Genomic DNA, 14,387 nt, shown 5'->3' with positions numbered 1-14,387 from the left:
TGGCAGGGTAGCGATTATAAGCAATCGGCCCGGGCCACGGCCCGGCGGGCCCCGGCTGGCATCTCGCCTGGGATTTAGCCCGCCAGCGCCCGTACCCAATGCATCACATGGGGCCCGGCAATGGCCAGCCAGGTGCCGCCGCACAGCACCAGCGCCAGCAACACCGCGGCGCTGCCGAAATCCTTGGCGCGCTTGGACAGGCTGTGGCGTTCCAGCGAAATCCGGTCGATGGCCGCCTCGACGCTGGAGTTGAGCAGTTCCACGATCAGCACCACCAGCAGCGTGCCGAGCAGCAGGATGCGTTCAACCACCCCCACGGGCAGCAGGAAGGCGCATGGCGCCAGGATCGCCACCAGCGTCAGCTCCTGGCGGAACGCGCTTTCCTCCAGCACCGCGTAGCGCAGGCCGGACAGCGAGTTGATGGCGGCGTGCCAGGCGCGTGCCAGGCCGCGGTTGCCTTTGTGGGGGTTCTGCTCGATCGTGTAGTCAGCGCTCTGGGCTGCCGGCGGCCTCTGCAGGGGCGGGTCGGACGGCAGTTCCGGATGGGATTTCGGCATGGCTTTGCGATGCGGGTTGGGCCGCCGCGCCGCCGGGCTTGCCGGCAGCGAACGGCCGCAAATGGGCCAGGAACTGCTCGGAGGCGGCGCGCCATGAAAACCGCTCGGCATGGGCTCGGGCCGTGGCGCGGTCGATGCGCAGCGCTTCCAGGCAGGCTTCGCGCAGGTCTTCGTGCATCACGCCCGCCGGGCTGTCGCCCAGCACGTCGATCGGGCCGGTGACCGGGTACGCCGCCACCGGCAGGCCGCTGGCCAGCGCTTCCAGCAGCACCAGCCCGAAGGTGTCGGTGCGGCTAGGGAACACGAAGACATCAGCCGAAGCATACACCCGGGCCAGTTCCGGCTGGCTCAGCACGCCCAGGTAGTTGGCCCCCGGATAGCGCCCGCGCAGCGCGGACAGCGCGGGGCCGTCGCCGACCACCCACTTGGAGCCGGGCAGGTCGAGCGCGAGGAAGGCCTCGACATTCTTTTCCACTGCGACGCGGCCCACGTACAGGAAAATCGGGTGCGCTGTGTTGAGCACGTTGGCGCGCTGCGGCGTAAAGATGTCGAGGTCGACACCGCGCGTCCACAGTACACCGTGGTCGATGCCGTGCTGGTGCAGGTCGTCGAGCACTACCGGCGTCGGCGCCATCACCGCCTGTGCCGGGCCGTGGAACCAGCGCAGGAAGCGGTAGGTCCAGGCCAGCGGGACGCCGAAGCGCGCTTGCACGTACTCCGGGAAGCGCGTGTGGTAGGCCGTGGTGAACGGCAGGCGCCGGCGCAGCGCATGGCTTCGGGCGGCCAGTCCGAGCGGGCCTTCGGTGGCGATATGCAGGGCATCGGGGCCGAACGCTTCGATGCGCCGCCGCACCCGCGCCGACGGCAACAGCGACAGCCGGATCTCGGGGTAGGTCGGGCACGGCACCGTGCGGAATTCCAGCGGCGTGATCATGTCGACCGTGTGGCCCAGTGCTTCCAGTTCGCGGCGCGTGGACTTGAGCGTGCGCACCACGCCATTGACCTGCGGTTCCCAGGCATCGGTGACGATCAGGATCTTCATGCAGCCTCCTAGGGGGCGTTGGAAGGGCAATGCGGAATCAGGCTTGACGGGCCAGCATCAGCTCGCCACAGCGGCACGGCGCCGGCGGCGGGTGGCCGGTTCGGGCGGATCCAGCAGCGTGGTCCAGTAGACGATCTTCAACTCGCCCTCCATGGTCTCGACCAGCGCCGAGAGGCTTTCTACCCAGTCGCCGTCGTTGCAGTAGAGCTGGCCGTTGACTTCGCGGATCTCGGCCTTGTGGATGTGGCCGCAGACCACGCCATCGCAGCCGCGCCGGCGCGCTTCGTCGACCATCGCGGTCTCGAAGGCGCTGATGTAGTTGACCGCGTTCTTGACCTGGTGCTTCAGGAACTGCGACAGCGACCAGTATGGGAAGCCCAGCCGCGCACGCAGCCGGTTGAAGTGCCGGTTCAGTGCCAGGATCATCGTGTACAGCGAATCGCCCAGGTAGGCGAGCCAGCGTGCGTGCTGCACCACGCCGTCGAACAGGTCGCCGTGCACCACCCACAACCGGCGCCCGGTGGCGGTGACATGGACCGCCTCTTCGCGCACGGTGATGTCGCCGAACGCCATGCCGTCGAACTGGCGCGCGGCTTCGTCGTGGTTGCCGGGCACGTAGATCACCTCGGTGCCCTTGCGCGCCTTGCGCAGCAGTTTCTGCACCACGTCGTTGTGGCTTTGCGGCCAGTACCAGCCGCGGCGCAGCTGCCAGCCGTCGATGATGTCGCCGACCAGGTAGAGCTGGTCGGATTCGTTGTGCTTGAGGAAATCGAGCAGGTAGGTGGCCTGGCAGCCGGGCGTGCCCAGGTGGATGTCGGACAGCCAGATGGCGCGGTAGCGGTGGACCGGGTGCGGCGCGGGCGGATAGGTGTCGGGCTGCTCGCGCAGCGGCGCGAGTGCGGCGGCGTCAAGGCCCGGGGGCAGGAACGCGCTCAGCGGTGCCGCGGTATCCCAGCCGCTGCCGGGACTGCGGCGCAGCCGTTGCTTCAGTTGCGCGGCCTTCGACAGGTATCCGCGCGCGGATCGGAGTGCTTGCACCATGGCAGTCCCGGTAGCGGCAATGGCTGCATTCAGCCAGCGTGCGATGACGGCGCCGTGACGGAAACATGACTGACTTGTGAAGCGTGGAAAACCGTGGCGTAAGCAGGACAGTGGCGATGCCGTCGATGTCGGCTAGCGTCCGCGCGCCGACAGCTCCTGCAGCGCATCCAGCACCGCCCGGATCGCCGCCGGATGCCGCAGCAGCGACACATGGCCGATGCCTGACAGCGCGATATGTCCGGCGCCGTCGAGCCAGCCGGTGCAGGGCGGCCCGGCGATCGAGTCGTGCCAGCTGAACACCGAGATCATGCGGGCGCGCAGGCGCGGGCTTTCCGCGCGGGCAAGCTCGCGCAGCCAGGGGCTGCCACAGCGCATCTGCCTGGCGTTGTGCCCGCCGCCGAAGCGGGCCAGCGCGCTGCCATGGTGCGGGGTGCCGAGGGTCACGATGCCGGCGCAGATGTCTTCGTCGCCAGCCAGTTGCAGCGCCGCGCGTGCCACCAGCCCGCCCATGCTGTGGCACACCAGCAATGGCGCACGGCCGTAAGCCGCGGTCACGCGCCGCATCGCGCTCAGCAGCGCGTGCGCGTAGTCGTCGATATCGCCGAGGACCGGCAGCAGTTCGATCCCTTCGCAGCGGTAGCCCGCGGCCGCCAGCGCGGGCTGCATGTCGAGCCAGATCGCCTGTCCGCAGGCGTAGCCGTGGACCAGCAGCACCGGCGGCGCGTCGCAGCCGGGCAGGGCGTTGGCGGGCGGGGCAAAGTGCGCGCGGGCGCGGAACGGCTGCAGCCAGTCGAACATGCGCAGGACGGACCCGATCTCATTCAGGTAGCAGCGCAGCGCTTCAGGCAAGCGCAACGGGCGGCGTGTCGTGGCAAGTTCTTGCGGTGGTGCGGGCGGGCGGTGGCCTGACGCCACCCACAGGCCGCGCTCGGTAAAGGCAAAGGCAATGGCGATGCCGGCTGCGAAGCCGCCGAGGATCACCGCCATGCCGGCGGCGATCGCGCCCGGCCACGGCCATCCCGCCAGCCGCACCAGGGTGGCGCCGATGCCAAGCGCCGCGGCTGCCTGCGCGGTTACCGCCAGGCGGCGGATGCCGGCGGCACCTAGCGTCATGCCTTGGGCGTGCGCAGGTCCGCGAGCCGCGTGCCGGCGAGGCGGTCGTGCAGGAACTGCCGGCGCGGGTCGAGCCAGGCCAGCAGGATCCAGACCAGCAGGCCGGCGCACAGCACGCCGACGAACGGGCCCTTGACCAGCCCCAGCCAGTGCCCGAGCGCCGCTGACGGCGGCAGCCATAGCCAGGCCAGCACGTAGCGCAGCGCCGCTTGCGGCCAGCGCGGCGGCACGCCGGAGGCGTTCTCGACGCGGATGCGCCAGGTCTGCATGGCCAGGGTCTGGCCGTTGCGCTGCCAGAACCAGGTGAAATACAGGCCCAGCACCACGAAGCTCCACAGCTGGATCGTCAGCGGACCGTCCACGCCGAAATGCTGCAGCAGCGGGCGCAGCAGCAGGTAACAGGCAGTGGAAGCGCTCAGCACGCCGAACAGCAGTACGCCTTCATACAGCATGCAGGCAATGCGGCGGCGTAGTGGCGGTGCCACGGGTGCAGTGGCTGCGGCGGGCTTCGGGTCGAGGGTGGTGGCAGCGGGCATGTCAGGCGAAGAAGGGCGGCACAAGCGAGCGCGGCGCGGGTCGCGCAAGACGGCCATTATGCCAAAGGGCATGCCGGCCACCCATCGGGCGACTACTGGCGCGCCGTGCCTTCAGAGGCCGCGGCGGCCTCGGTAGCGGGTTCCGGGGCGGCCGGAGCTGTGCTGGAGGCCGCAGCAGGCGCGGTTGCGGCCGAGGCGCTGGCTGGAGTGGCTGCCGTGGCTGGCAGCGCGGCCGGTGCGGATGCGTTTGCCGACGATGCGGCCGCGGCAGAATCGGCCTGGGCTTCGCTGGCCGGCTTGCCGGCCGCGCCGGTGGCCTTAGGCTCGTGCCGAACCGCGTGGCTGGTGCCGCCCGGCAGGCGCTTGGTGCTCGGCAGCGCGCTGACGGCACCGGGCCGGCTGGGCACGCGCTCCGCGTCAGCCAGCTTCTTCTTTTGCTCTTCCGGCAGTTGCTGGTACTTGTCCCACGCCTCGGCCTTCTTCTCGGCCGGCAGCGCGCGGGTGATCTGGTAGTTCTCGCGCGCCAGCCGCCGCTGCTGCGGCGTCATCTTGACCCATTCAGCCATGCGCGCCTGCAGCCGCGCCTGTTCCGCCGGCGAGAACTTCGGGTAGCGCTCGGCAATGCGCAGCCACTTGCGGCGGTTCAGTTCGGGCAGGGTGTCCCACAGCGGCTGCAGCGGCGCCAGAATGCGCTGGTTGACCAGGCTCAGCTCGGACCACGCCGGGCGCGCGCTGGCTGCCGCAGGTACTGCCGGTGCCGGCGTGGCGCCGGAAGCGGCTTGTGCGTGCGCGGCGGCTGGCAGCAGGGACCAGCCAGCGGCGGCGCCGGACACGGCCAGCAGCAGCGCGGCCAGCCGGCGGCGCAGGGCGTCGGGGCGGGACAATGCGGGCGCCATGCTATTGCCCGCGTTTCAGGAAGACGTGGAAGCCCTCGTCGGCGTAGGCCGTGGGCGGCAGGTCGTCGAGCAGCATGGCCGCATCGACATCGGCCAGTTCTTCGACGCGTTTCTGCTGCTGCCAGTGATAGATGCCCATCAGGCCTGCGGCCAGCGCCACCAGCGTCCAGATCAGGCCCAGGCGGCGCAGCCAGGCACCGGCGCGGTGCAGCGACGAGTCGTCCTCGTCGAACATTGGAACGTGCGGCCCCGGCATGGCGAGTTGCGGCACCGGCACGGCCACTTCAGCCTTCTTGCGCGCGAGCGCAATCCGGCGCGCGGCGGCAAGCCGTTCGGCAATGTCGGCCGGTAAAGCCTCGGCACTGGCATCGAGTGCCGTGCGAATCTCATGGGCGAAGCGGCGTTCGCGGATATCTCTCTCGTTTATGCTCATAGTCGGACCCCCCGTGCGCGCAAGGCTTGCGCCAGAGTATGCGTGGCACGGGAACAGTGCGTCTTGACGCTACCCTCGGAGCAGCCCATGACGGCTGCGGTTTCGGCAACGTCCATATCTTCCCAGTAACGCATCAGGAATGCCTCGCGTTGACGCGCCGGCAGGCGCTTGATCTCCTGCTCGATGATGTGCATCACCTGTGCGCGCTCGACCTTGTCGGCGCTGCTTTCCGCCGATTCGGAGCCGGCCTGCGCCTCCAGCGTCTCCAGCAGGTCGTTGTCGTCGCCGCCGTCGCGGTCGTCGCGCAGGCTGGAGAACAGCGTGACCCACGTGTTGCGCACCTTCTGGCGGCGGAACCAGTCGTGGATGGTGTTCTTCAGGATGCGCTGGAACAGCGGCGGCAACTCGGCCGCGCCCTTGTCGCCGTATTTCTCGGCCAGCTTGATCATCGCGTCCTGCACGATATCCAGCGCCGCCTCGTCGTCGCGGACCGCGAACACGGCCTGCTTGAAGGCGCGGCGTTCGACGCTGGCGAGAAAATCGGTCAGTTCCTGGTCGGTGGCCATTCAGGCGGAGTGCGGCTTGGTGTGCAGCTTGTTGCGGCTTCGATTGCCCGGCCCCTGCGAATGTGCTGCGTACGGCCCGTAGCATACGCAAGGTGCTGCGATGCTAGCAAAAAAACCCGCGCATGTACCACTTTGTATTGAGGGGAATACATTGCGTAGCCGGAAACCGTCATCCGCCCTGCGTAAAACCCCTGATAAACCGCCGCAAAACAACCATAGACCGCGCTGGTGCATTGCAGTATCATCGAAGGTTCACACGACATCAGTGGTTGTCTCATCCGGCCGCTTATGAGGCGGTCTTCCATGCAGACGCGCACCGCTTGAACCCGAGCCACAAGTTCGGCAGAGAGCATCCAAACAATTTTTTGCCGAAAATTGCAAAGGACTGAAATGAACATGCCCAGCGCGGAATTCTCCCACGCAGACAGCAATTCATCTGCCGCACCCGAAATGATCGGGGCGGAAATCCTCGTTCACGCACTTGCCGAAGAAGGCGTCGAGTACGTCTGGGGCTACCCCGGCGGCGCAGTGCTGTATATCTACGACGAGCTCCACAAGCAAAAGAAGTTCGAGCACATCCTGGTGCGCCACGAGCAGGCCGCGGTCCATGCCGCAGACGGCTATGCACGGGCAACCGGCAAGGTGGGCGTAGCGCTGGTGACTTCCGGTCCCGGCGTGACCAATGCCGTCACCGGCATTGCCACCGCGTACCTCGACTCGATCCCGATGGTGGTGATCACCGGCAACGTGCCGACCCACGCCATTGGCCAGGACGCCTTCCAGGAGTGCGACACCGTCGGCATCACCCGCCCGATCGTCAAGCACAATTTCCTGGTGAAGGACGTGCGCGACCTCGCCGCGACCATCAAGAAGGCGTTCTTCATTGCCTCGACCGGCCGTCCGGGCCCGGTGGTGGTGGACATCCCCAAGGATGTCTCGCGCAATGCCTGCAAGTACGAGTACCCCAAGTCGATCGACATGCGCTCGTACAACCCGGTGAACAAGGGTCACTCGGGCCAGATCCGCAAGGCGGTGGCGCTGCTGCAGAACGCCGAGCGTCCGTACATCTACAGCGGCGGCGGCGTGGTGCTGGCCAATGCCAGCGATGAACTGCGCCAGCTGGCGGCGATGACCGGCCACCCGGTGACCAACACGCTGATGGGCCTGGGCGCGTTCCCCGGCACCCACAAGCAGTTCGTCGGCATGCTCGGCATGCACGGCACGTATGAAGCCAACATGGCCATGCAGAACTGCGACGTGCTGATCGCCATCGGTGCCCGCTTCGATGACCGCGTGATCGGCAACCCGTCGCACTTCACCTCGCAGGCGCGCAAGATCATCCATATCGACATCGACCCGTCGTCGATCTCGAAGCGCGTCAAGGTCGACATCCCCATCGTCGGCAACGTCAAGGACGTGCTGCAGGAACTGATCGCCCAGCTCAAGGCCAGCGACGTCAAGCCCAAGCGCGAAGCCCTGGCGAAGTGGTGGGAGCAGATCGAGCAATGGCGCTCGGTGGACTGCCTGAAGTACGACCGCAACTCCGAGATCATCAAGCCGCAGTACGTGGTGGAAAAGATCTGGGAACTGACCCACGGCGACGCCTTCATCTGTTCAGACGTCGGCCAGCACCAGATGTGGGCCGCGCAGTTCTACAAGTTCAACGAGCCGCGCCGCTGGATCAACTCTGGCGGCCTGGGCACGATGGGCGTGGGCCTGCCGTACGCGATGGGCATCAAGAAGGCGTTCCCGGAGAAGGAAGTCGTCACGATCACCGGTGAAGGCTCGATCCAGATGTGCATCCAGGAACTGTCGACCTGCCTGCAGTACGACACCCCGGTGAAGATCTGCTCGCTCAACAACGGCTACCTCGGCATGGTGCGCCAGTGGCAGGAGATCGAGTACGACAACCGCTACTCGCATTCCTACATGGACGCGCTGCCCGATTTCGTCAAGCTGGCCGAAGCCTACGGGCATATCGGCATGCGCGTCGAGAAGACGTCCGACGTCGAGCCGGCGCTGCGTGAGGCGTTCCGCCTGAAGGACCGTACCGTGTTCCTGGACTTCCAGACCGATCCCACCGAAAACGTCTGGCCGATGGTCCAGGCGGGCAAGGGCATTTCCGAAATGCTGCTCGGCGCGGAGGACCTGTAATGCGACACATTATTTCGGTCCTGCTGGAAAACGAAGCCGGGGCGCTGTCGCGCGTGGTGGGCCTGTTTTCGGCCCGCGGCTACAACATCGAGACGCTGACCGTGGCGCCCACCGAGGATTCCTCGCTGTCGCGCATGACCATCGTCACCACCGGTTCGGATGACGTGATCGAGCAGATCACCAAGCACCTGAACCGCCTGGTGGAAGTGGTCAAGGTGGTCGACCTGACCGAAGGCGCGCACATCGAGCGCGAGCTGATGCTCGTCAAGGTGCGCGCGGTTGGCAAGGAGCGCGAGGAAATGAAGCGCACCGCCGATATCTTCCGCGGCCGCATCATCGATGTCACCGAGAAGACTTACACCATCGAGCTGACCGGCAACGGCGTCAAGCTCGATGCGTTCCTGGACGCAATCGACCGTACCGCCATCCTGGAGACCGTCCGTACCGGCGGCTCGGGCATCGGCCGCGGCGAGCGCATCCTGAAGGTCTGATCCAACGCCGCTCGCACAGGTTCAAGCAGTATCCCCGGGCGGCGCGATCCGTACGCACACAATGCGCACGAGGATGCCGCCCCCCTCATATAAAAGACAGAGATTGAAGGATTTATCATGAAAGTGTTTTACGACAAGGACGCCGACCTCTCGCTGATCAAGGGCAAGAACGTCACCATCATCGGTTATGGCTCGCAGGGCCACGCCCACGCGCTGAACCTGAAGGATTCGGGCGTCAACGTGACGGTCGGCCTGCGCAAGAGCGGCGCGTCGTGGAACAAGGCCGCCAACGCAGGCCTGCAAGTCAAGGAAGTGGCCGAGGCCGTCAAGGGCGCCGACGTGGTCATGATCCTGCTGCCGGACGAGCAGATTGCCGACGTGTACAAGAACGAAGTGCACGACAACATCAAGGAAGGCGCAGCGCTGGCCTTCGCCCACGGCTTCAACGTGCACTACGGTGCCGTGATCCCGCGCGCCGACCTGGACGTGATCATGATCGCGCCGAAGGCCCCCGGCCACACCGTGCGCGCCACGTACACGCAAGGTGGCGGCGTGCCGCACCTGATCGCCGTGCACCAGAACAAGTCCGGCGCCGCCCGTGACATCGCCCTGTCGTACGCCACGGCCAACGGCGGCGGCCGTGCCGGCATCATCGAGACCAACTTCCGCGAAGAAACCGAAACCGACCTGTTCGGCGAGCAGGCCGTGCTGTGCGGCGGTACCGTCGAGCTGATCAAGGCTGGCTTCGAGACCCTGGTGGAAGCCGGCTACGCGCCGGAAATGGCTTACTTCGAGTGCCTGCACGAGCTGAAGCTGATCGTCGACCTGATCTACGAAGGCGGCATCGCCAATATGAACTACTCGATCTCCAACAACGCGGAATATGGTGAGTACGTCACCGGCCCGCGCGTGGTGACCGAAGAGACCAAGAAGGCGATGAAGCAATGCCTGAAGGACATCCAGACCGGCGAATACGCCAAGAGCTTCCTGCTGGAGAACAAGGCCGGCGCCCCGACCCTGATCTCGCGCCGCCGCCTGAACGCCGAGCACGAGATCGAAGTGGTGGGCGAGAAGCTGCGCGCGATGATGCCGTGGATCGCCAAGAACAAGATGGTCGACCAGTCGAAGAACTAAGCTCCGGTCTTCAACACTGGGCTGCCTGATGGCCCGCGCCGCACGGCGGCGGGCCGAAGCCGTTCAGCGTTCCGTGCCTTGCCCTTCTATCATCGGAAGGGGATTGCCGGGACCTGAACGGCTTTTTGTTATCCTTGTCGAACTTTTCGGGCAAGGTGTGCGCATGATGCTGCTCCGCGACATGAGCTGGCCAGCGCCGCCCCGGCGGATATCGCCGCCGCCGTACCGCCTCGCCCTGGTTTTGAATCCACCGAATCTCGTACTGCATGAACTATCCTCATCCGCTGATCGCCCGTGAAGGCTGGCCGTTCCTGGCCGGCGCCTTTGTCATTTCGCTGCTGGTGCACGCCAGCGCGGGCTTCTGGTGGGCGCTGCCGCTGTGGATCATCACGGTGTTCGTGCTGCAGTTTTTTCGCGATCCGCCGCGCCCGATCCCGTCGGCGCCCAACGCGGTGCTGGCGCCGGCCGACGGCCGCATCGTCGTGGTAGAGAAGGCCATGGATCCGTACGCCAACCGCGAGGCGCTGAAGATCAGCGTCTTCATGAACGTTTTCAACGTGCACTCGAACCGCGTGTCTGTCGACGGCGCGGTCGAGAAGGTCGAATATTTCCCGGGCAAGTTCGTCAACGCCGACCTCGACAAGGCTTCGACCGAGAACGAGCGCAATGCCGTGGTCATCCGGCGTGCGACCGACGGCCAGGTGGTCACGCTGGTGCAGGTGGCCGGCCTGGTGGCGCGCCGTATCCTTTGCTACACCAAGGTTGGTGACAAGCTCTCGCGCGGCCAGCGCTATGGCTTCATCCGCTTCGGCTCGCGCGTGGACGTGTACTTGCCGCTCGACGCGCGTCCGCGCGTGACCATTGGCGAGAAGGTGTCGGCGTCGTCGACAATCCTCGCCGAACTCGACGTGAAGTGAGCGAAGGCCTGACCAGCACGACAGGAAGACAGGAGGACTGCGATGGTTGCCTTCCATCGACGTAACAAACGGGCCAGCAGCGGCAACGTGACGCACCTGCGCCCGTTCCGCCATAACCAGCTGCGTGGCGCCGAGGACTATGACGACGATGCCGCGGACGACCACGACATCGCCTACGAGCGTCAGCGGCCGCGCCGCCGCGGCATCTACCTGCTGCCGAATGCGTTCACCACAGCGGCCTTGTTCGCCGGCTTCTTCGCCATCGTGCAGGCGATGAACATGCGCTTCGACGTGGCCGCCATCGCGATCTTCGCGGCCATGGTGCTAGATGGCATGGATGGGCGCGTGGCGCGCATCACCAATACGCAGAGCGCGTTTGGGGAACAGTACGATTCGCTGTCGGACATGACCTCGTTTGGCGTGGCGCCGGCGCTGGTGATGTACGAATGGATCCTGCATGACCTCGGCAAGTGGGGTTGGATTGCTGCCTTTGTCTACTGCACCTGCGCGGCGCTGCGGCTGGCACGCTTCAACGCCAATATCGGCGTGGTCGACAAGCGTTTCTTCCAGGGTTTGCCCAGCCCGGCTGCCGCGGCACTGGTTGCCGGCTTTGTCTGGCTGGTGATCGACAACAAGCTGCCGGTCAAGGAACTGTGGATGCCGTGGGTGGCGTTCGGCATCACGCTGTACGCGGGGCTGTCGATGGTGTCCAACGCGCCGTTCTACAGCGGCAAGGCGCTGGATGTGCGCTACCGCGTGCCGTTCGGCATGATGGTGCTGGTCCTGGTGCTGTTCGTGGTGGTGTCGACCGATCCGCCGGTGGCGCTGTTCGGACTGTTCGTTGCCTACGCGATCTCGGGCTACGTGCTGTGGGGCTGGCGTGCCCTGCATGGGCAGCCGGGCGGGGTCCGCAAGGCGCGCGAAAGCGGCAATGGCGGAAACGGCGGCAACGGTTGATTGTTGCGGGCAGGGAAGGGCGCTACGGCGCCCTTCGTGCTTTCCCGGTCTCACAATTGTTTTCACGCTGCGGCCACTGGCCGTGGCACTCTGCAGTGTTTTCCATTTACCGTCAGGAGGATGTCATGGGCATGTTCGATTTCATCAAGGAAGCGGGGGAAAAGCTGTTCGGCACCGGCGAGGCCAAGGCGGCGCAGCAGGCCGCGGCGGCGGATGCATCGGCCGAGAAGGTCGATGCCGCTAACCGTGCCGCGGGCGAGGCGATCGAGGCGTACATCAAGAAGATGGGACTCGATGCCACCGGGCTGATGGTGCAGGTGGATGGCTCGCAGGGTCTGGTGACGGTATTCGGCGTGGCGCCGGACCAGGCCACGCGCGAGAAGATCATCCTGTGCGCCGGCAACGTCGAGGGCGTGGACAAGGTCGAAGACAAGATGTCGGTCAACGTCGAATCGGCCGAGTCGCAATGGCACACCGTGGTCAAGGGCGACACGCTGTGGGCGATCGCGCAGGCTGCCTATGGCAACGGCGCTGACTACAACAAGATCTTCGAAGCCAACAAGCCGATGCTGTCGCACCCGGACAAGATCTACCCTGGCCAGAAGCTGCGCATCCCGCCCAAGGGTTGAGGCGCGCACAGATCCGCGGGCGCGTGCGGCAAAACCCTGTATTGCACGCGCGCGCCAAACCGGCTATAGTCGCTCCCATGATTTCGCGCCAAGTCCTACTCGCCCGCACCACCCTAGGTGGCCTACTAGGCCATCAGGTCGGGACGCGCGCGCGCTGAGGACAACGCTACCCTTAGCGCGGAATCCGTAAGGAACACCAACGCCCCGGCCTGCTCATGCACGCCGGGGCGTTTTGCATTCCACAGCCGTGGAGCGCGGAACAGGCGGTAAGCCCCGGACGCAGCATGCCGGGGACAGCACACCAGAAAGCTACACAGGAGCTCCACAAAATGTCTGACAAACTCATCATTTTCGACACCACCTTGCGTGACGGCGAGCAGTCGCCCGGCGCTTCCATGACCCGCGAGGAGAAGATCCGCATCGCGCGCCAGCTGGAACGCCTGAAGGTCGATGTGATCGAGGCCGGCTTTGCGGCCAGCTCCAACGGCGACTTCGAAGCCATCCGCTCGATCGCCCAGGTGGTGAAGGACTCGACCATTTGCTCGCTGGCCCGCGCCAACGACAAGGACATTGCCCGCGCGGCCGAGGCGCTCAAGCCCGCCAACTCGTTCCGCATCCACACCTTCATCGCCACGTCCGCGCTGCACATGGAGAAGAAGCTGCGCATGACGCCGGACCAGGTGTATGAGCAGGCCCGCCTGGCAGTGCGCTTTGCGCGCCAGTTCACCGACGATATCGAGTTCTCGCCGGAAGACGGCAGCCGCTCGGACATGGACTTCCTGTGCCGCGTGCTCGAAGGCGTGATCGCCGAGGGCGCGACCACCATCAACCTGCCGGATACCGTGGGCTATGCCGTGCCGGAAGGCTACGCGGAGCTGATCCGCTCGGTGCGCGAGCGCATCCCGAATTCGGACAAGGCGATCTGGTCGGTGCACTGCCATAACGACCTCGGCATGGCAGTGGCCAACTCGCTGGCCGCGGTCAAGCTGGGCGGTGCGCGCCAGGTTGAGTGCACCATCAACGGCCTGGGCGAACGCGCTGGCAACACCAGCCTGGAAGAGGTGGTGATGGCGGTGAAGACCCGTCGCGACTACTTCAACCTGGACGTCGGCGTGGACACCACGCAGATCGTGCCGGCCTCCAAGCTGGTTTCGCAGATCACCGGTTTCGTGGTGCAGCCGAACAAGGCTGTCGTCGGCGCCAACGCCTTTGCGCATGCATCAGGCATCCACCAGGATGGCGTGCTCAAGGCTCGCGACACTTACGAGATCATGCGCGCGGAGGACGTGGGCTGGACCGCCAACAAGATCGTGCTGGGCAAGCTGTCGGGCCGCAATGCGTTCAAGCAGCGCCTGCAGGAACTCGGCATCGAGCTCGACAGCGAGAGCGAAGTCAACGCCGCCTTCACCCGCTTCAAGGAATTGGCCGACCAGAAGGCGGAGATTTTCGACGAAGACATCATGGCGATCGTCTCGAACGAGGCCCAGCATGACGCGAACGAGCACTTCCGCTTCATCTCGTTGTCGCAGCGTTCCGAGACCGGCGAGCGCCCGCATGCACGCGTGGTGTTCAGCATGGACGGCCAGGAGCAGAGCGGCGAAGGCGAGGGCAACGGCCCGGTCGACGCCACGCTGCATGCGATCGAGTCGCGCGTGTCCAGCGGCGCCGAGATGGTCCTGTACTCGGTGAACGCGATCACCGGCGGCACGGAGGCCCAGGGCGAAGTGACCGTGCGCCTGTCCAAGGGCGGGCGCATCGTCAACGGCGTAGGCACCGACCCGGATATCGTCGCCGCCTCGGCCAAGGCCTACCTGGCCGCGCTGAACAAGCTGCACGACAAAGCCGTGCAGAAGATCAACCCGCAGATCTGACCAAGGCTTCTGCGTTAGACGGCGGACGGCTTACCCGGCCTGAGCGTACG

16 protein-coding genes are annotated in these 14,387 nt (G+C 66.0%); 7 read left to right on the top strand and 9 right to left on the bottom strand.

What is annotated here, in order from left to right:
- Positions 1-74: 74 nt before the first annotated feature.
- The 8 genes from ACIP1U_RS10075 to ACIP1U_RS10040 all read right to left on the bottom strand — a co-directional run bounded on the left by ACIP1U_RS10075 (position 75) and on the right by ACIP1U_RS10040 (position 6,184).
- Positions 75-557, bottom strand: a complete 483-nt coding sequence (locus ACIP1U_RS10075; RefSeq protein ID WP_400314366.1) for a diacylglycerol kinase — start codon at positions 555-557, stop codon at positions 75-77.
- On the bottom strand, positions 487-1,599 hold the full coding sequence (locus ACIP1U_RS10070; protein ID WP_400314364.1) for a glycosyltransferase family 4 protein: 1,113 nt from the start codon (positions 1,597-1,599) through the stop codon (positions 487-489). Before ACIP1U_RS10070 ends, ACIP1U_RS10075 begins: the two co-directional genes overlap by 71 nt.
- A 57-nt stretch (positions 1,600-1,656) precedes the next feature.
- The gene (locus tag ACIP1U_RS10065; RefSeq protein WP_400314362.1) at positions 1,657-2,640 is read right to left on the bottom strand and encodes a UDP-2,3-diacylglucosamine diphosphatase; all 984 of its coding nucleotides are present in this window, start codon (positions 2,638-2,640) and stop codon (positions 1,657-1,659) included.
- 132 nt (positions 2,641-2,772) lie between these two features.
- Entirely contained in the window at positions 2,773-3,753 is a 981-nt protein-coding gene (locus tag ACIP1U_RS10060) for a lipase family alpha/beta hydrolase (RefSeq protein ID WP_400314360.1), read from the bottom strand.
- Positions 3,750-4,289, bottom strand: a complete 540-nt coding sequence (locus ACIP1U_RS10055; protein WP_400314358.1) for an RDD family protein — start codon at positions 4,287-4,289, stop codon at positions 3,750-3,752. Before ACIP1U_RS10055 ends, ACIP1U_RS10060 begins: the two co-directional genes overlap by 4 nt.
- A gap of 92 nt (positions 4,290-4,381) precedes the next feature.
- Positions 4,382-5,185 carry a DUF3106 domain-containing protein gene (locus tag ACIP1U_RS10050; RefSeq protein ID WP_400314356.1) on the bottom strand — a complete coding sequence of 268 codons (804 nt, stop codon included), beginning with the start codon at positions 5,183-5,185 and terminating at the stop codon, positions 4,382-4,384.
- A gap of 1 nt (position 5,186) precedes the next feature.
- Positions 5,187-5,618 carry a DUF3619 family protein gene (locus tag ACIP1U_RS10045; protein ID WP_400314355.1) on the bottom strand — a complete coding sequence of 144 codons (432 nt, stop codon included), beginning with the start codon at positions 5,616-5,618 and terminating at the stop codon, positions 5,187-5,189.
- Positions 5,615-6,184, bottom strand: a complete 570-nt coding sequence (locus ACIP1U_RS10040; RefSeq protein WP_400314353.1) for an RNA polymerase sigma factor — start codon at positions 6,182-6,184, stop codon at positions 5,615-5,617. Before ACIP1U_RS10040 ends, ACIP1U_RS10045 begins: the two co-directional genes overlap by 4 nt.
- Before the next feature lie 390 nt (positions 6,185-6,574).
- Here ACIP1U_RS10040 and ACIP1U_RS10035 point away from each other — a divergent pair, with 390 nt between their 5' ends.
- From ACIP1U_RS10035 to ilvC, 3 genes are all read left to right on the top strand, one after another.
- Complete coding sequence (locus tag ACIP1U_RS10035) at positions 6,575-8,338, top strand: acetolactate synthase 3 catalytic subunit (protein ID WP_400314351.1); 1,764 nt, start codon at positions 6,575-6,577, stop codon at positions 8,336-8,338.
- Entirely contained in the window at positions 8,338-8,829 is a 492-nt protein-coding gene (gene ilvN, locus ACIP1U_RS10030) for an acetolactate synthase small subunit (protein WP_012352317.1), read from the top strand. The genes ACIP1U_RS10035 and ilvN overlap by 1 nt, the downstream gene beginning before the upstream one ends.
- Before the next feature lie 117 nt (positions 8,830-8,946).
- Complete coding sequence (gene ilvC / locus ACIP1U_RS10025) at positions 8,947-9,963, top strand: ketol-acid reductoisomerase (protein WP_029044781.1); 1,017 nt, start codon at positions 8,947-8,949, stop codon at positions 9,961-9,963.
- A gap of 10 nt (positions 9,964-9,973) precedes the next feature.
- Here ilvC and ACIP1U_RS10020 read toward each other — a convergent pair whose 3' ends face one another.
- On the bottom strand, positions 9,974-10,231 hold the full coding sequence (locus tag ACIP1U_RS10020; RefSeq protein ID WP_400314349.1) for a hypothetical protein: 258 nt from the start codon (positions 10,229-10,231) through the stop codon (positions 9,974-9,976).
- Here ACIP1U_RS10020 and ACIP1U_RS10015 point away from each other — a divergent pair.
- From ACIP1U_RS10015 to ACIP1U_RS10000, 4 genes are all read left to right on the top strand, one after another.
- Positions 10,230-10,880, top strand: a complete 651-nt coding sequence (locus ACIP1U_RS10015; RefSeq protein WP_400314347.1) for a phosphatidylserine decarboxylase — start codon at positions 10,230-10,232, stop codon at positions 10,878-10,880. The genes ACIP1U_RS10020 and ACIP1U_RS10015 overlap by 2 nt on opposite strands.
- A 42-nt stretch (positions 10,881-10,922) precedes the next feature.
- Complete coding sequence (gene pssA / locus ACIP1U_RS10010; RefSeq protein WP_400314345.1) at positions 10,923-11,837, top strand: CDP-diacylglycerol--serine O-phosphatidyltransferase; 915 nt, start codon at positions 10,923-10,925, stop codon at positions 11,835-11,837.
- A 125-nt stretch (positions 11,838-11,962) separates the two neighbouring features.
- Positions 11,963-12,466, top strand: coding sequence for a peptidoglycan-binding protein LysM (gene lysM / locus ACIP1U_RS10005; protein ID WP_400314343.1), 504 nt, complete (start codon positions 11,963-11,965; stop codon positions 12,464-12,466).
- Positions 12,467-12,795: 329 nt separating this feature from the next.
- Entirely contained in the window at positions 12,796-14,337 is a 1,542-nt protein-coding gene (locus ACIP1U_RS10000; protein WP_400314342.1) for a 2-isopropylmalate synthase, read from the top strand.
- Positions 14,338-14,387: the final 50 nt, after the last annotated feature.

Source organism: Cupriavidus sp. NPDC089707 (assembly GCF_044748965.1).
Lineage (GTDB): Bacteria > Pseudomonadota > Gammaproteobacteria > Burkholderiales > Burkholderiaceae > Cupriavidus.
This window is presented reverse-complemented; position numbering and strand designations above follow the sequence as displayed.